The sequence below is a fragment of the Nocardia sp. GCM10030253 genome, from assembly GCF_042675075.1.
GTDB lineage: Bacteria > Actinomycetota > Actinomycetes > Mycobacteriales > Mycobacteriaceae > Nocardia.
Map to the genome: position 1 here is coordinate 26,807 of NZ_JBHTDL010000012.1, position 19,713 is coordinate 46,519.

Below are 19,713 nucleotides of genomic sequence, written 5' to 3' on the forward strand. Positions count from 1 at the left end.
GACGATCGCGTCCGGGCCGATCCCTTCCGAAATCAGCCAGCGGGCAAGTCGATTCGCCCTGGCCGCGAGTTCGCCGTAGGTCACGCACGTGCCCTCGAAGAGCAGCGCGGCCTGGTCGGGGCTCGCGGCGGCCCGGCGGTCGAGCAGCTGGCCGAGTGTCTCGCGGGGCAGCCGGTGTGTGGTGGCGTTGCGGTCGGAGAGCAGCAGACCGCGCTCGGCCACCGACATCAGTTCGACATCGCCGACCATCGTCCGGGTGTCACGCACGATCGCGCGCAGTACGCGTTCGAAACCCGCGAGGAATCCGGCGGCGGTCTGTTCGTCGAACAGGTCGAGCGCATAGTGCAGGTGCACGTCGATGCCGCTCGCCGCGCCGTCGGCGTCGTAGCGGTCGGTCAGGGTCCAATCCAGGTCCAGCTGAATCGGACCCGGGCCCGCATCGATCGCGGCGATGGCGAGCCGGTTCAGCCGGAAGTCCGGCTTGGCCTGGTTCTGCAGCGTCAACGACACCTGGTACAGCGGTGCGTGCGCCTGGGAACGAACCGGGTTCAGCACCTCGACCAGCTGCTCGAACGGCACCGCGGCATGATCGAACGCGGCGAGATCGGTATCACGGACGTGGGCGAGCAACTCCGCGAGGCGCGCGTCCGGCCGCACGTCGGTGCGCAGCACGAGTGTATTGACGAACATGCCGACGAGTTCGTCGAGCGCCTCGTCGCCGCGGCCCGCGACGGGGGTGCCGATCACGACGTCGGCGGTCCCGGCGAGGCGGGCGAGCAGCACCGCGAGCGCGGTGTGCAGAACCATGAACGGGGAGACGCGATGCATCGTCGCGACATCCTGGATCGCCTGGTGCAGTCCGCGATCCAACCGAGAGGTGATCGCGGCGCCTCGGTTGGTGGACACCGCCGCGCGCGGACGATCCGACGGCAGCGTCAGTACCTCGGGCACACCCTCCAAACACCGCGTCCAGTAACGCAATTGGCGGGCCAGCACCGAGGTCTTGTCGTCGCTGCCGCCGAGGGCGGCACGCTGCCAGATCGCGAAGTCCGCGTACTGCACCGGGAGCGGGCCCCACGCGGGCGCGAGACCGGCGCAGCGCGCGACATAGGCGGCGGCGAGGTCGCGGGTCAGCGGCGCGGCCGACCAGCCGTCGGCGGCGATGTGGTGCACCACGAACAGCAGGATGTGCACCTGCTGGTCGGCGCGTACCGGGGTCGCGCCCGGCTCCTCGTCCAAACGCAGCAACCGCACCCGCAGCGGCACTTCGGTGGTGACGTCGAATCCGGTCTGCGCCACCGCGGTGACGATCCGTGCCAGCTCAGCAGCGGCGACCGGCTCCGGCACCAGCTCGACCAGGCGGGTACCCGCGGGCAAGATCAGTTGGGTTGCCACGCCGTCGCGCTCCGGGTAGAGGGTGCGCAGCGTCTCGTGCCTGCCGATCACATCGGCGATCGAGGCCTGCAGCGCTGGCACGTTCAGCATGCCGGTCAGCCGCAGCGCGAACGGGATGTTGTAGCCGCCGCGGGCATCGAATCGGTTGAGGAACCACATGCGCTGCTGCGCGATCGACAGCGGAATCGCCTCGTCGCGATCCTGCGCGACCAGCGGCGGCAGCGGCCGCTGCTCGACCTCCGCCGCTGTGATCAGACGGGCGAGATCGCGCACGGTCGGTGCGTCGAAGACCGCGCGCACCGGCACCTGTGTGCCGATTGCCTTCGTCAGCCGCGCCGCGAGTTGTGTTGCGATAAGGGAGTTTCCACCGAGGGCGAAGAAATCGTCGTCCGCGCCGACCCGCTCGGCCGCGAGCAATGCGGCGAAGGTCTCGGCCACGACCGACTCGATGTCGCTACTCGGCGCACGGAACTCGACGGAGGCCAGGACCGGCTCGGGCAATGCCTTGCGGTCCAGCTTGCCGACGGGGGTCAGCGGGATCTCCGTGAGCACCACAATGGCCGCAGGCACCATGTGCGATGGCAGCGCACGTGCGGCGAAGGCGGTGAGTTCGACCGGATCCGGCGACCGGCCCGGTGACGGCAGCACGTAGGAAACGAGAATCGTCGCGCCGGACGCGTGTTCGCGCCCCATCGTGGTCGCGAACTCGACATCGCGGTGACCGGTGAGCACCGCGTCGATCTCGCCGAGTTCGATACGGAACCCGCGAATCTTCACCTGGAAATCCGAGCGGCCGACATAGTCGAGCTCCCCGTCCAACCAGCGCACCATGTCGCCGGTGCGGTACATCCGAGTTCCCGGCGCGCCCCAGGGGTTTGCCACGAACCGATCCGCCGACAGCCCGGGGCGATTCCGATAGCCACGCGCCAAAGCACCCCCGGCCAAATACAATTCGCCCGCCACACCCGGCGGCACCGGGTTGAGTCGACCGTCGAGCACCAGTGCTGCCATGCCGTGCACCGGTGTGCCGATGGTGATGTGCCGCCCCGCGGACAACTGCGCGTAGGAGGAGATGATCGTGGTCTCGGTGGGGCCGTAGCCGTTGAAATACCGCCGTCCCGGCTGCCATTTGGCCAGCAATTCCGGCGTCGTGACGTCGCCGCCGACCGAGGCCATCAGCAGCTGCCGCTGGTCGGCGGGGTCGACGGTGCCGAGCACCGCGGGCGTGACGATCGTGTGGGTGACACCCTCATCGCGCATCAATGTGCCGAGCTCGTCGCCGCCGATAATGCTCGGCGGCACTATCACCAGGGTCGCGCCCACGGAGAAGGCGCACACCCATTCGAGCACCGACGGATCGAAACTGGGCGAGCAGATGTGCAGGAATCGGTGCTGGGATCCCAGCTGGTAGAGGCGGGTCGCGTGGTCGGCGAGACCACCGAGACCCGCATGAGTGACCGTGACGCCCTTTGGCATACCCGTCGACCCCGACGTGTAGATCACATATGCCGGATGCCCCATACGCAGCGGTGCCGAGCGGTCGGCATCGGTCACCGCGGCGGCGGATTTCGCCGCGCACACCGCAACCGTCGAAGGAGCGTCCAGCACCAGCCAGTCCACGTCGTCGGGTAGGCGCCCGACATGATCACCGCCGGTGATGCCGAGTACCGCGGCGGAGTCGGTCACCATGTGCCGCACCCGATCCGCCGGATAGGTCGGATCGACCGGTACGTGCGCACCACCCGCCTTCGCGACCGCGAGGACCGCCGCCACCATGTGGTAGGACCGGGGGAAAGATACCGCGACAAGGCTTTCCGGGCCGACACCGCGATCGATCAGGACGCGTGCCAGTCGCGAGGAATAGTCGTCGAGCTCGCCATAGGTGACCGACCTGCCCTCGTATCGCACCGCGATACGGTCCCGTCCGAATCGCACGCCCCGGGTGAGCAGGTCCGGAAGCAGCGCGGTCGCCATCACCTCCTCACCTGGTACGCGGGTCAACGCGGCGTACTCGGGCTCGGCAAGCAATGACAGATCGCCGACAGCGGCGTCGGGTCGGGCGACGATCTCGGCGAGCAGGCGGGTGAATCGCTGCGCGAACATCCGCACCGTTGCTTCGTCGAACAGATCCCGGGCAAAGGAGAACTCCGCCCGCATACCGGACTCGGCGTGGCCGATGGCCAGCGACAGATCGAACTTCGAAGCATCGAACTCGATATCCACGGCCTCGACACGCAACCCCGGCAGCTCGAACCGGCTCTCCGGCAGGTCCTCCGACGTCAACGCCACCTGGAACAGCGGGTGCCTGGCCGTCGAACGCTCCGGATTCAACAACTCGACCAGCCGCTCGAACGGCAGCTCGGCGTGCGCGAACGCCTGCAGGTCGGCGTCTCTGGTCCGCTCGAGCAGTTCGCCGAATGTCGACTGCCCCGACACCTCGGTGCGCAGCACCAGAGTGTTCACGAACATGCCGATCAGGTCGCCGAGTTCGGTGTCACCACGACCGGCGATCGGGGTGCCGATCGCAATGTCGTCGGTGCCCGACAAGCGCGCGAGAAATACCGCGAGCGCGGTGTGCACAACCATGAACAACGTCGCGTGCTGCTCGCTCGCGATCCGCCGCAGACCTTGTTGCAGCTCGGCGTCGATCGAAAAGGGCACGCGTCCACCGACATACGACGGCACCGCAGGCCGGGGCCGATCCGCTGGCAGATTCATCTCGTCCGGCAAGCCGTCGAGTGTGCCGCGCCAGTATTCGGCCTGTGCCGAGATCAGGCTCTCCGGATCGGACTCCGCACCAAGCACTTCGCGCTGCCAGATGCTGAAGTCCGCGTACTGCACCGGCAGTGGCGACCACATCGGCGGCACTCCCGCGGCACGAGCAGCGTAGGCCGCCATCACGTCCCGGGTGAGCGGCCCCATGGACCATCCGTCCGCGCTGATGTGGTGTGCGACGAGCACCAGGACGTACTCGGGATCGGCACCGATGCCGGCGCCGACGACCCGGAAAAGCTCGGCCCGCAACGGGACCTCGTTGGTCACATCGAATCCGCCGGAAACCTCCTCGGCGATGCGCGCACCGAGTGACTCGGTGTCCACCGGAATCGGGGTCAGGTCGACGACCATCTCGTCGAGGGACAGCACCAGCTGGTATGCGACGCCGTCCTGCTCCGGGTATACCGTGCGTAGTGCTTCGTGCCTGCCGATCACATCGGTGACGGCCTGTTGCAGCGCGGTGATATCCAGGTCACCGGTCAACCGGACCGCGACCGGAATGTTGTGCACGGCCGACGCGGTGTCGAAGCGGTTGAGGAACCACATCCGCTGCTGCGCCAGCGACAGCGGGATCAGCTCGGGTCGGTCCTGGGGCACGAGTTTGCGGCGCGGCGTGCCGTTACTGCTCGATTCGCGCACCGTTGCGGCGAAACCCTCCACCGTGGACGCTTCGAAGAGCGCACGCACCGGGATCCGGGTGCCGACGGCGTCCCCGGCCCTCGCGGTGACCTGTGTGGCATCCAGCGAGCTGCCGCCGAGTGCGAAGAAGTCGTCGTCCAAGCCGACCCGCTCGACCTGGAGCACCTCGGCGAACACCGACGCCACCAGGCGCTGTGCCGCATCGATGGGGGCTCGAAATCGCTTGGGCCGCAAAACTGGAAGCGGTAGCGCGGTGCGATCCAGCTTGCCGCTGGTGTTGAGCGGGAACTCGGTGAGTTCGACGAGCACGGTGGGCACCAGGTAACCGGGCAGGTGCCGCGCCAGCCCCTCTTTCACCGCATCCAGGTCCAGGTCGCCGCCCGACGTGCGAATCACATAGCCCGCGAGGTAGTCACCGGTGTCGGCGGTGATCAAGCGCGCCGCGGCCTGACCCACTCCTGGCGCGGCGAGCAGCGCGGTCTCGATCTCGGCGAGCTCGACGCGCTGGCCGCGGAACTTCACCTGGAAGTCGACCCGGCCGAGGTAGACGAGTTCGCCGTCCTGGCTCCAACGCACCAGATCACCGGTGCGGTACATCCGTTGACCGGACATGCCGAACGGGTTCGCGACAAAGCGATCCGCGGTCAGGTCCACCCGTCCGTAATAGCCGCGCGCCAGCTGGGCACCGGCCAGATACAGCTCACCGGGCACCCCGATCGGCACCGGATGCAGCCGCGAATCCAGCACGTAGACCTGAGAATTCCACTCCGGTTCACCGATCGGCACCACAGGGGTGTCGTCCGCGCTGACCTCGCGCGAGGTGATCGACACGGCGGCCTCGGTCGGGCCGTACAGGTTGTGCAGCGCGGCGGCGCTCACCGCGTGGAATGCGGCGATGGTCTCCGGGGCCAGCGCCTCGCCGATGACGAAAACATCGCGCAGCGCATCGAGTTCGCCGAGCTGGGCATGGGTGGCGAACACCGAAAGCATGGAGGGAACGAAGTCGGTCAGCGTGACACCGTGGCGGGCAATCGTTTCCGCGAGATAGCGCGGATCGCGGTGGCCGTCCGCGGCGGCGAGCAGCAGCGTCGCGCCCGCGCGCAGCGGCAGGAAATAACCCCACAGCGATACGTCGAAGGTGGTCGCGGTCTTCTGCAGGTACACGTCGCCGGTGCGGACGCGGTACTCGTCGTGCATCCAAGCCAGCTGGTTGGCGATGGCGCGGTGCTCGATCGCGACGCCCTTCGGCCTCCCGGTCGATCCGGAGGTGAAGATGACGTAGGCGGGGTGTTCGGGGCGCAGGGTGGCGAGCCGTTCGCGGTCAACGATCTTGGCGACCGAGTAGTCGGACAGCTCTAGCTCGTCGAGGTGATGCAGCCGCACGGCGGCCGGGACGGCGTCGGGAAGCGTGAACCCGGTGGCGCGCGTGGTGAGTACGGTGTGCGGCCGCGCTGTGTCGAGAATGTGCCGGATCCGCTCGGCGGGATGACCGGTGTCCACCGGGACGTAGGCGCCACCCGCTCGCAGCACCGCGTACATGGCGATGACTAGCTCGATCGACCGTGGGAGTGCCAGCACCACCAGCGTTTCCGGGCCGACGCCGGTCTCGATCAGCATCCGTGCCAGTCGATTGGCTCGCTCGGATAGCTCTGTGTAAGTCGCCTCCGCCGTATCGCTCACCAGCGCGACCGCATTCGGGGTGCGTTGAACTTGGTTGTCGAAGCCCTCGTGCAGGAACCGGTCGGCTACCCTGTGCCCGCTGGCATTCCAGCTTGCGGTGACATAGTCGAGTTCGCCCGCATCCATCAGGTCGATATCGCCGATGGCGGCATCCGGCGTCGCGACGACAGCGCGCAGCAACCTGAGGAATTTCACACCGAACTCGCGCACCGTGGCCGGGTCGAACAAGTCGGTGGCGTAGGTGAATTCGGCGCGGTAGCCGTTGTCGGCGGGACCGGTATCCGAAATGGTCAGCTGGAGGTCGAATTTGGCGAATCCGGGATCGAAGTCGATGACGTCGGCGTTCAGGCCCGGCATGCTCAGCGCGATCGGACCGATGTTCTGCATGAACAGCGCGACTTGGAACAGCGGGTGTCTGGCCTGGGATCGGGCCGGGTTGACCACCTCCACCAGACGCTCGAAGGGGATATCGCTGTGCGCGAAGGCGCGCAGGTCGCGTTCGCGCGCGTGGGCGACGAGGTCGACGAAGGACGCCGCGCCACGCACCTCGGTGCGCAGCACCAGGGTGTTGACGAACATGCCGACGAGGTCGTCGAGCGCCCGATCACCGCGACCGGCGACAGGGGTGCCGACCGCGATGTCGGAGGTGCCGGAGAGCCTGGCGAGCAACGCGGCCAGCGCGGCATGCAGCACCATGAACGGCGTGGCCCGGCACCGCGCGGCGATCTTACCGACCTCGGCCCGCAGTGCGGCGTCGACGACGAACTCGTGAGTGGCGCCGCGGCGAGACGCGGTCACCGGGCGCGGACGATCGCTGGGTAGCTCCAATTGGCCCGGTAGCTCGGCTAGTTCGGCGGCCCAGAAGTCGAGCTGGCGCGCGGCCGTGGAATCCGGATCGGCTTCGTCGCCGAGCACCTGCTGCTGCCACAGCGCGTAATCCGCGTACTGCACCGCGAGCGGAGCCCAATCCGGCCTGCGCCCGGCGCGGCGGGCGGTGTAGGCGGTAATCAGGTCGCGCATCAACGGACCCATCGAGACACCGTCGGCGGCGATGTGGTGCACTACCAGGACCAGCGTGTGATCATCCGGCCCGCTGCGCAGCAACCGCACCCGGACCGGAATCTCCTCGGTGACATCGAATCCCTGCCCGGCGACCGCCATGACGGCACCGGCCAGCTCCGCCTCGGGCACATCCGAGGGCGACAGGTCGAACACCGCGTGCACCGGACGTACCAGCTGTACCGGTCCGGTGCCGGTCTGCGGATAGACGGTCCGCAGGATCTCGTGCCGCGCGACGATATCGGTGATCGCTACCGAGAGCGCAGGAACGTCGAGGCCACCGCGCAGCCGCAAGGCGACCGGGATGTTGTCCACCGCCGCGGTATCGAAGACGTAGGCGGTCTCCGCGTCGGTGCCGAATCGGTTGAGGAACCACATTCGCCGCTGTGCCGGAGACAGCGGAATACGCTCCGGCCGTGGCCGGACCGCAAGGGCCGGACGTGCGGGCACGTCGGCGGCGGCCGCGGTCGAGGACAGGGCCGCGAGCGCCGCCACCGTCGGACGGTCGAAGAAGTCGCGAACGTCGACGGAGATCCCGAGCGCGGCAGCGACCCTGGCAATGGCCCGCGTCGCCATGAGCGAATTGCCGCCGAGGGTGAAGAAATCATCGTCCGCTCCGACCCGGTCCGCCTCGAGCAGCTCACCGAAGATCGCCGCGACCGCGCGCTCCGCGTCGGTGGCCGGCTCGCGGTATTCGACAGCGCCGGAGCCGAATACCGGCTCCGGCAGGGCGCGACGGTCGAGTTTGCCGTTGGCGTTCACCGGCATCTCGTCGAGCACCAGGACCAGCGAGGGCACCATGTACTCCGGCAGGTGCGTCCGGGTGGATGCCAGCACCGCCGCGGGATCGAGCGCGGCAGCGCCGTTCGGGACGACGTAGCCGACCAGGTGGTCGGCGCCCACATGCTGATGCAGGATCACCGCGGCCTGCGCCACCTGCTGGTTGCGCAGCAGTGCCGCCTCGACCTCGCCCAGCTCGATGCGCAGACCGCGCAGCTTCACCTGGAAGTCGGTGCGGCCGAGGTATTCGAGCTCGGCGGGGCCGCCGTCGACGGCGGGCAGCCAACGGGCCAGATCGCCGGTGCGGTACATCCGCTCGCCGGGCGGGCCTTCCGGGTTGGCCACGAACCGGTCGGCGGTCAGCCCGGGCCGCGCCACATAGCCGCGGGCCAGCTGCACGCCTGCGAGGTACAACTCGCCGACCACTCCACTCGGCACCGGCCGCAGATTGTCGTCGAGCACCAGCAGTTCGGAGTCGTCGGCGGGTGCGCCGATCGGCACGGTCGTGACGTCCGCGGCGGTCACCTCATGCGAGGTGATATCGACGGCGGCCTCGGTCGGGCCGTAGGTGTTGTACAGGCACGCGCCGCTGATCTCGCGGAAGGCGGCACAAGTCGCCGCGGGCAGCGCCTCACCCGAAGCGATCACCAGCCGCAGTGTCTCCACCGCGGCGGCGTGCGCCGGATCGACCTCGGCGACGAATACCGCAAGCATCGATGGCACGAAATGCGCCACGGTGACGCCGCATTCGGCGATGGTGCGCACCAGGTAGGCCGGATCACGGTGGCCGTCCGGCGCGGCGATCACCAGGCGGGCGCCGACCTGCAGTGGCCAGAAGAACTCCCACACCGAGACATCGAAGGTGAACGGCGTCTTCTGCAGCACAACGTCGGTCGCGTTCAGCCGGTGCAGCCGCTCGCGCCACCGCAGATTGGCGACGATCGACCGGTGCGAAACGGCAACGCCTTTGGGCCGACCGGTCGAGCCCGAGGTGAAGATGACGTAGGCGATATTGTCACCCAACGGCCGCGGCCAAGCGTCGAACGATTCCGGCGCCACCGCGTCGAACTGATCGATCCGGAGCACGCCGACACCGGCGGGCAACTCCGGCTCGTCACGGGTCGTCGTGAGCACCAGTACCGGTGCGGCGACTTCGAGCACATAGGCAATGCGCTCGGCAGGGTGTTCCGGGTCGATCGGCATATACGCGCCGCCGGCCTTGAGGATCGCGTACATGCCGATGAGCAGTTCGAACGAACGGCGCACGGCGAGGCCGACCAGCGCGTCCGGGCCGACACCCTGCTCGACCAGGTGGTAGGCCAGCGCGTTGACCTTGGTATCGAACTCGGCGTAGGTGAGGGTGGCACCCGCGTACTCCAGCGCCACCGCATTCGGCGTTGACCGGACCTGGGCCTCGAACTCGCTGATCAGCGTCTCGGTCGGCGCGAAGTTGGTGGGCAGTACACCCACCGCCGCGTCGAGTGCGTCGTCGAGCAACTGCTCGAGTACCGCGCCGAGCGCGCCATCGGCCGAATCCATCAGTGCGGGCAGCTGACCGGATACCACCACCGGCACCAGTGCGTCCTGGCCGAGTGCACCGCCCATGGCCTCGTCGAGCACCCCGAGCTCGGTAGCCAACGCGCCGTAGGTGATGGTGGTGTCACTGTGGCGCAACGCGATTCGATCCGGATCCAACTCCGCGACCGTCACGATCAATCCGGGTAGATCGTCGATTCCGTAGGCGCGGCGCAGCGCCGAATGAGGATGCGCGGCAACACGGTTGCCGAGCTCGCTGGATGCGACCGATTCTGCATGGGACATCAGCTATTTCCTTCCGAATCGATTTCCAACCCAGAGTTGGAGACGACGGCCTGCGCGTCGGTGAGTAGCGTCCGCAGCACCGCGGCGAGACCACTGCCGCCGAGCGCGGCCAAGACACCGGGCACCAGCCCGGCGAGGGAGACATTGATCAGCGCTTCCGGTTTCGCCGCCGCGCCCATCGCCCTGGCGACCGCCGCGAGTTTGGCGGCGAGATCGCCGTAGGTCACCGTGTGCGCATCATGTTCGAAGGCGACAGTGGCGGGTGCGATGCCCGCCACGGCCTGGATGAGCGCAGGAAGCTCGGCCACTGTGGCGGGCGCGATCGCCGTGCTGCTCGGTGTGCGCCGCGCCTGTTCGGCGGCGGTGCGGATGTCGATGGCGCGGATCGCGATCGATGGCTGTGCCGCGACAATCGAGAACACCCGCAGTAGCCGATCGGCGAAAAGCCGCACCGTTGCGGCGTCGAAAATGTCCGTCGCGTAACCGAACCGCATCCGCAGCCCGGCCAGTTCGCCTGCGGCATCGAACTTCTCGATGCCGGTGAGCAGCAAGTCGAACTTCGCCTCGGCCAGCTCCAGATCGAGGACCTCGACCTCCAGCCCGGGTAGCGCCACACGGCCGGCCGGCATGTTCTGGAAGGTGAACATCACCTGGAACAGCGGGGTGTAGGCGCTGGAGCGGGTCCGCGCCAGCGCGTCGACCACCCGCTCGAACGGCACATCGGCATGCGAGAGTGCCGCCACGTCCCGATCCCTGGCTTGCCGGAGCAGATCGGCGAAACCGGCGCGCGGGTCGATCTCGGTGCGCAGTACAACTGTGTTGACGAACATGCCGATCAGGTCGTCGAGTTCGCGTTCGCCACGGCCTGCGACCGGTGCGCCGATGGCGATGTCCCCGGTGCCCGACAGTTTGGTGAGCAGCACCGCGAATGCGCTGTGGATCAGCGTGAACAAAGTAGTGCCGTGTTCGCGAGCGATGCCGTCCAATCTGGTGGCGAGGTCGGCATCGACCGCGAAATCGACCGCAGCGTCATGCATTTCGCGACGTGCGGGCCGTGGTCGATCGGTCGGAAGTGCGAGCACTTCCGGCAGTCCGGCCAATTCGGTGGTCCAGTACGCGAGTTGCCGAGACAGCAAGCTCGCCGGATCGCGGTCGGAGCCGAGGATTTCGCGCTGCCACTCGCTGTAATCGGAATACTGGATATCGAGCGGTGGCCAGTCCGGCTGCTGCCCGGCGACCCGGCTGAGATAGGCGCGCACAAGATCGCGAGTCATCGGCGCGACCGAATAGCCATCGGCGCTGATGTGGTGTGCGACCACGACGAGAACATGCTCTGTGCTATTTCGAGCGACCTGCAAGCAGTCGCAAGCGGTGCCATTTCCAGCGACCTGCAAGCAGTCGCAAGCGGCAGCGCCTATTTCGAACAGCGCGATCCGCACCGGCGCCGCGGTGGTGACATCGAAGCCGGTCGCGACGAATTCGTCGAGTCGCGCGCCGATCTCCGACGGCGGCGCCGGAATCGGGGTCAGGTCGACGACGATGGCGGTGCTGTCGAGGACCTCCTGCACCGGCCCGTGCTCGGTGTCGGGGTACCTCGTGCGCAGTGCCTCATGCCTGCTCAGCACATCGCGAACGGCCGCGGTGAGTGCCTGTAGATCCAGGGTTCCGGTCAGGCGCAGGGCGGCGGGGATGTTGTAGGCGGAGGAATCCGGTGCCAGTCGGTTGACCACCCACATCCGCTGCTGTGCAAGTGCGAGCGGGGCGGGCGCGGCATCGGACCGGCGGCGCAACGCGGGCCGCCCGTCGGAGCCGTCCAACTCCGCGACGTGGACGGCGAGGGCACCCACCGTCGGTGCCTCGAAAACCGCGGCGACCGGCACCCGGACGCCGAGGGCGGCACCGAGTTGTGCGGCCAGCCGGGTCGCCATCAGCGAGTTGCCGCCCATGGCGAAGAAGTGATCGTCCAGACCTGCCGTCGCGGTGCCGATCACCTCGGCGAAGGTGGCGGCAACCAGCTGCTCCACCGCGGTGCTCGGCGCACGGAAGGCGACCTCGGTGAACACCGGCTCGGGCAGCAGTGCTCGATCGACCTTGCCATTCGCGTTGAGGGGCAACGATTCCAGCACGACAATGGCGGCGGGCACCATGTATGCCGGCAGCTCGACAGCCACCGCAGCCCGCAGTTCAGCGGCCAGCTCTACACGGGCGGACGAATCCGATTCCGGCACAGTGACATAGGCGATGAGTCGGACACCTGCCCGCTCGTCGTCACGCGCAACCGCGACAGCCGCCCGCACCCCGGGCAGTCGTCGCAGCGCGGTCTCCACTTCACCCAGCTCGATGCGGAACCCGCCGATTTTGACCTGGAAGTCCGAGCGCTCGAGATATTCCAAGGTGCCGTCCGGACGCCAGCGGACTATGTCGCCGGTCCGGTACATCGCGGCTGCCTCGACCGCGAAGGGATCGGCGACGAAGCGGTCCGCCGTCAGTGCGGGCCTGCGGTGGTAACCGCGCGCCAATTGCGCACCGGCCAAATACAGCTCGCCAGGCACGCCAACCAGCACCGGCTGGAGTCGGGCGTCGAGGACATAGACCCGGCTGTTCCATGCGGGCGCACCGATCGGCACCACCTGCGACGGGTCTTCTCGCACTTCGAACGCTGTGATCGACACCGCAGCCTCGGTGGGGCCGTACAGGTTGTACAGCCTGGTGCGGGCCGCACGACGCCGGAACTCGACCGCGGTAGCCTGCGGCAGTGCCTCGCCGATGGCGAGCACCTGCCGCAGTGAGAGCGGCATCGGCGTGTGCGGAACAGCGGCGAGCATCATGCCGATCAGTGACGGCACCGCGTACAGCACCGTGACACCGTGTCGTTCGATCAGCGCACGCAACCGGTCGGGATCGCGTTCGGTACCGGGCGCCGTCACCACCAGGCGGCCACCGGTCACCAGCGGCGACCAGAACTCCCAGACCGACAGGTCGAAGGTCGCGGGTGTCTTGAGCAACACGCAGTCCTGCGGGCCGAGCGCGAAACTGTCTCGCAGCCAAGCCAACTGGTTGACGATCGCCGAGTGCGGGACGGCGACGCCTTTGGGCAGACCTGTCGACCCGGAGGTGAAGATGAGGTAGGCCGGGTGCGCCTGCCGCAGCGGCCGGATCCGGTCCGCGTCCCGGATCGGCGTCGACGCGAACGTGGTGAGGTCGATTCGATCGACTTCCATTGCCGTCGAGCCCGTCTCGATCGGTATGCCCTCGGCGGAGGTGGTGAGCACACACGTGGGCGCGGCGGTGTCGATGATGTGCGCGATCCGGTCGGCCGGATGGTCGGGGTCGATGGGGACGTACGCGCCGCCCGCCCGCACCACCGCGTACATGGCGACGATCAGCTCCACCGAGCGACGCATCGCGAGCACCACGGTCGACTCCGGACCCACGCCTTCGGTGATCAGTTTGCGCGCGAGCCGGTTCACCCTGGCGTCGAATTCGGCGTAGGTAAACGCAGTTTCGGCCGAGGCATCGATCAGTGCCACCGACTGCGGTGTCGCCGCCACCTGGGCGTCGATCAGGTCCGCGAGCGTCATCGGCTCGACGTGACGTGCGGTGCGGTTCCACTCGTCGAGTAGCCGTGCCCGATCGACTCCACCGAGCAGATCGAGGTCGCCGACGACGGTATCGGGCTGCGCGGCAACTGATTCGAGCACTCGGTGCAGTGCTGCCGCGAACCGCTGCGCACTCGCGGCCTCGAACAGGTCGGTCGCGAAGCCGAGAGCCAGATCGATGCCATCGGGTGCGCCGTCGGCGCCATAGTTGTCCACCGCGAACAGGTGCAGATCGAATTGCGCTACGTCACTGTCGAATTCGATTTCTTGAACTTCGAGTCCCGGCAACCGGAGGGTGCCTCGATCGTGGTTCTGGAAGGAGTAGCCGACCTGGAAGAGCGGGTGCCTCGCGGTGGAGCGCTCCGGGTTCAGCACCTCGACAAGTCGCTCGAACGGCACATCGGAGTGGGAGAACGCCGCGATGTCCGCCGCCCGTGTGCGGCCGAGCAATTGCTCGAAGGTCTCGCCGGCGTCGACCTCGGTCCGCAGCACCAGCGTATTGACGAACATGCCTATGACGTCGTCGAGTTCGGCAGCGCCTCGACCCGCGATCGGCGTGCCGACGGCGATATCCGAGGTGCCCGACAACCGCGCGAGCAATGCGGCGAATGCGGCGTGCACCACCATGAACACCGTCGCGCCTGCGCGCCTGCCGAGTGCGACCAGCGCCGCGTGCAGCCGCGCGTCGACGGTGAGACCGACCTTGCCGCCGCGCAGGCTCTGGCGAGCGGGCCGCGGGTGATCGGTCGGCAGGGCCAGCTGATCGGGCAGACCCGTCAGCGCCTCGGTCCAGTAGGCGATCTGCTGCGCGGACAGCGACGCGGAATCGTCCTCGGCACCGAGCAATTCCCGCTGCCACAGCGCATAGTCCGCGTACTGCACGGCCTGCGGCGGCCAACTCGGCGCGCGGCCTTCGCATCGCGCGGTATAGGCCACCATCAGATCGCGAATGAACGGGGTGATCGACGACCCGTCCGCGGCAATGTGGTGCAGGACGGCCGCGAGCACGAATTCCGACCCGACCGCGAACAACCGCATCCGGACCGGCACATCCACGGTCACATCGAATGTGGTCGCGGCCAGTTCCCTGATCCGCTCCGGCAGGTCGGCCTCGGTCACCTCGACCGGATAGAGCGACGGAACCGCCTGGGTGGCAGGCATGATCAGCTGCATCGGGGTGCCGTCGAGCTCCGGGTATCGGGTCCGCAATGATTCGTGCCTGCCGATGACATCACCGACGGCAGCCTGCAGAGCCGCGATGTCCAGCAGACCGGAGAGCCGTAGGGCCAGCGGAATGTTGTAGGCGATCGACGTCTGGTCGAAGCGGTTCAAGAACCACATGCGCTGCTGGGCAGGTGACAACGGGAGCCGATCGGGGCGCGCACCTGCGACCAGCGGGGGCCGGGCGGCCTCCGCGTCACCGGCGGTCACCAGGGCCGCGAAGTCGGCGACCCGCGGTGCCTCGAACAGAGCACGGACGGTGACGCTTCGACCGAGCGCCGCGCCGATCCTGGCGACCGCCTTGGCGGCCAGCAGGGAACTGCCGCCGAGGTCGAAGAAGTCGTCGTCGGCACCGACCCGTCGCGGTTCGGCCGCGTCGACGCTCAGGCCGAGCACCTCCGCGAAGACCCCCGCCACGATCTCCTCGGCGAACGTCGCGGGCTTGCGATAGGCCTTCGCCTCGAATACCGGCGCGGGCAATGCGGCGCGGTCGAGCTTTCCGTTCACGGTCAATGGAATTCGATCCACCATCACGATCGCGGCGGGCACCATGTGCTCCGGCAGCCTGCGGGCGAGCGCCTGCCGCAGCCCCGCGGTGTCGGAGAGGCCCGCGCCGACCACATAGGCCACGATGCGCGGCTCGTCGACGAGGTCGGTGCGCGCGATGACCGCGACCTCGCTGACCGACAGCGCGGCCTCGTCCAGCAGCGCGGCCTCGATCTCGCCGAGCTCGATACGGAATCCGCGCAGGTTCACCTGCTGGTCGACCCGGCCAAGGTACTCCAGATCGCCGTCCGCCCTCCAGCGGGCGAGGTCGCCGGACCGATAGGCCAGTGCGCCTGCACCGGAGTAGGGGTCGGCAACGAAACGGCTTGCGGTGAGCGCGGGGCGGCCGAGGTAACCGCGCGCCAATTGCCCACCGGAGACGTAGATTTCGCCGGGCACCCCGACCGGCACCGGGCGCAGCCGAGCATCGAGCACCCGCACCGCCAGTCCCGGTATCGCGCTGCCGATCACGCTCGCCGATCCGGTGCCCGCCTCGATCGAACGGTGGGAGACGTGCACCGTTGTCTCGGTGATGCCGTACATGTTGACCAGTCGCGGCCCGTCCGGATACCGGGCGAACCACACGTTCAATCGCTGCGGCTCCAGTGCCTCGCCGCCGAAAATCACATAACGCAAGGCCAATTCATGCCGCGACTCGGCAGCAGTGTCGGCGGCGATCAGCTGATAGAAGGCGGAGGGGGTCTGGTTCAGGACGGTTACCCGTTCCGCGGCAAGCAGTTCCAGGAACTGTTGCGGCGAGCGCGTGGTGTAGTAGTCGACAACCACCAGTCGGCCGCCGTACAGCAGCGCGCCCCACAACTCCCAGACCGAGAAGTCGAAAGCGTAGGAGTGGAACATCGTCCAGACATCCGACGGCCCGAATTCGAACCGGCCCTCGGTGTTGTCCAACAGCCGCAGCACATTGCGGTGCGGAATGACGACGCCCTTGGGCCGACCGGTGGAGCCGGAAGTGTAGATGACGTAGGCGGTATGCGCCGGACGCACCGGCTCGCGCCGGTCGGCATCGGTCACCGGTGAACCGTCGAACGACTTCAGATCGGCCGTATCGATCTCGATGACCGGACCACCGAACCAGCCGCGTGCCAATCCGGTTTCCGCGCTGGTGATCGCGCAGATGGGCCTGGCGTCGTCGAGGACGTACTCGATACGGTCCGCCGGATAGTTGGGGTCGATCGGCAGATATCCGCCGCCCGCCTCGAGCACGGCCAGCAGCGCGACAATCAGTTCCACCGACCGCGGCAGCGCCACCGCCACCAGTGCTTCCGGTCCGACGCCCGCGGCGATGAGCCGACGGGCGAGCCGGTTGGACCGGTCGGCGAGTTCGGCGTAGGTCAGTGACCGATCGCCCGCACGGACGGCGATGGCCGCCGGGTCGATCGCCGCGGCTCGCGCGAACCGCCCGACCAGGGTGTCGGACTCGGCGGTCGGCTGTTCGGCCGTGCCCGCCCACTCGTACAGCGCCCGATGCTGTTCCTCCGCGCTGAGCAGCTGAATGTCGCCGACGACCACGGTGGCGTCCGCGGCAATCGCGGCAAGCACCTGCGTGTAGCGGCGGGCCAGCACCTCGATCGTGCTCGTGTCGAAAAGGTCGGTGGCGTAAGTGATTTCGATGTTCATGCCGTCCGCACGGCCATCCGCGTCGTGCGACTCGACCACCGTGAACTGCAGGTCGAACTTGGCGGCGGCCGCGTCGAACTCGACCGGACGCACCAGCAGGCCGTCCATTTCCAGCCGTGGTAGCGCGAAATTCTGGAAGGTCAGCGCCACCTGGAACAGCGGATGGCGGTTGCGCGCCCGCGCGGGCGCGACCAGCTCTACCAGACGTTCGAACGCAATGTCCGCGTGCGAGAGTGCCTCGATGTCCTGTGCGCGCACGGTGTCGAGCACGGTCTCGAACCGCGCTCTGGTGTCGATGTGGGTGCGCAGCACCAGGGTGTTGACGAACATACCGACGAGGCCGTCCAGCGCGGCCTCGCCGCGACCGGCGACCGGGGTGCCGATCGCGATGTCCTCGGCGCTCGACAGCCTGGCGAGCAGGACCGCCAGCGCCGCGTGCATGGTGGCGAACAGGGTGGCTTCGCGCTTGCGCGCCAGCTCGCTCAATTCGCTGTGCAAATCGGAATCGATGCGCATCCGGTGGGTGTCACCCCGGTAGGACGACGCGGCGGGGCGCGGGCGGTCGGTGGGCAGTTCGAGCTGCTCGGGCAGGCCCGCAAGGGTCTGCCGCCAGTATTCGAGCTGGCAATGTGCCCGCGATGCGGGATCTTCCTCGGTGCCGAGGTTTTCGGCCTGCCACAACGTGTAGTCGGCGTACTGCACGGGCAGTGGCGCCCAGGCGGGCGCCTGGCCTGCGCACCGGGCGGCGTAAGCGGTCATCAGATCGCCTGCCAGCGGTCCGAGCGAGAACCCGTCGGCCGAAATATGGTGCAGCACCAGCGCGAGCACATGCTCGACGGAGTTCGATCCGGTGATTGCGAACAGCCCGGCACGCAAAGGTATTTCGCTTGTCACATCGAATGTCGCCGTGGCGAGGGCGGCGAGCCGTTGCGCGAGTTCGGATTCGGTGATCGGCTCCGGTCGCGGCACGGGAACGGCTGGTCCCGTCGGAAGGACAACTTGTTCGGCGCCGTCCGGACCGTCCGGGTAGACCGTCCGCAGTGTTTCGTGACGGTCGACGACATCGGCCAATGCGGCGGCCAGTGCCGCGACATCCAGCTCTCCGGTCAGCCGAAGAGCGACGGGAATATTGTCGACGGCGCCGCCGGGTCCGGCCTGCGTGCCGGACAAGAAGCGGTTGAGGAACCACATGCGCTGCTGGGCCTGCGACAGCGGAATCCGTTCCGGACGCGGGCGTAGCACCAACTCGGTTCGGCCGCCCTCCCCCTGGTGTGATTCCGCGCGTGCGGCGAGCGCGGCAACCGACGGCGCCTCGAACAGCATCCGCACCGGCAGTTCGGTGTCCAGCGCACCGCCGAGCCGAGCGGCGACCTGGGTGGCGTTCAGCGAGTTTCCGCCGAGTGCGAAGAAGTCGTCGTCGAGCCCAACCCGCTCCGCGCCGAGCACCTCGGCGAAGACGCGTGCGACGATCTCCTGCACCGGTGTTGTGGGCGCACGGAAAACCGTGGACTCGAACACGTGAACGGGCAATGCCTTTCGCTCCAGCTTGCCCGATGCGTTCAACGGGAACTCGTCGAGTACCACGAACGCCGACGGCATCATGTAGTCCGGCAGTCGCCTGCTCAGCGCGGACCGCACGGCGTCGATGCCGATGGTCGCACCGGGTACCGCGACGAGATACCCGACCAGCTGTGTGCCCGCTTGCACAACGACAACGGCCTGCGCGATCGAATCCAGTGCGGTGAGCGCGGATTCGATCTCCCCCAGTTCGATCCGCAGACCGCGCAGCTTGATCTGGAAGTCGGTGCGGCCCAAATACTCGAGTACACCGTCGCTGGTCCATGCCACCAGATCACCGGTCCGGTACATGCGCGCACCGCATACGCCGAACGGGTTCGCCACGAACCGATCGCTCGTCATATCCGGGCGCGCCACATACCCGCGCGCCAGCTGCGCACCGGCCAGATACAGCTCACCGGGCACGCCGGGCGGCACCGGACGCAGTCGGCCATCCAGCACGTACACCTGGGTGTTGGCTACCGGCACACCGATCGGCACGGTGTAGACGTCCGAGTCGGTCACCTCGTGGGCGGTGACATCGACTGCCGCCTCGGTCGGGCCGTAGAGGTTGTGCAGCCGGGCGCCGGTCAGTTCGCACAGTCGGTGCGCGGGCTTGGGCGGCAGGGCCTCACCCGAGGAGAAGACCATGCGCAGCGAATCACACCGAGCCGCCGCACCGGCCACGAAGGCGACGAGCATCGACGGCACGAAATGCGCGACGGTTACTCGCTCGCGCTCGATGACCCGGGCGAGATAGCGCGGATCCCGGTGCCCGTCCGGCTCGGCGACAACCAGCCGCGCACCGACCTGCAAGGGCCAGAAGAACTCCCACACCGACACATCGAACGTGGCGGGCGTCTTCTGCAGTACGACATCCGCGCGGTCCAACTCGTAGGCGTCCTGCATCCACACCAGCCGGTTCACGATCGCGGCGTGCGATATCGCGACACCCTTCGGCCGTCCGGTCGAACCCGACGTGAAGATCACGTACGCGTCGTTC

At 68.0% G+C, this 19,713-nt stretch carries 2 protein-coding genes (both only partly in view); both read right to left on the reverse strand.

Going from position 1 to position 19,713, the window contains the following annotated elements; translation table 11 throughout:
* A protein-coding gene (locus ACFQZZ_RS26455; protein ID WP_378686216.1) for a non-ribosomal peptide synthase/polyketide synthase crosses the window boundary here: on the reverse strand, positions 1-10,149 show its 5' portion. 15,132 nt of this gene lie to the left of the window's left edge; 10,149 of the gene's 25,281 nt are visible here — the first part of the coding sequence; it begins with the start codon at positions 10,147-10,149; its stop codon lies beyond the left edge, outside the window.
* Positions 10,149-19,713 carry the 3' portion of a non-ribosomal peptide synthase/polyketide synthase gene (locus ACFQZZ_RS26460; RefSeq protein WP_378686218.1) on the reverse strand. The gene runs 8,450 nt beyond the window's last position, so 9,565 of the gene's 18,015 nt are visible here — the last part of the coding sequence; the start codon falls outside the window, past its right edge; it ends in the stop codon at positions 10,149-10,151. The genes ACFQZZ_RS26455 and ACFQZZ_RS26460 overlap by 1 nt, the downstream gene beginning before the upstream one ends.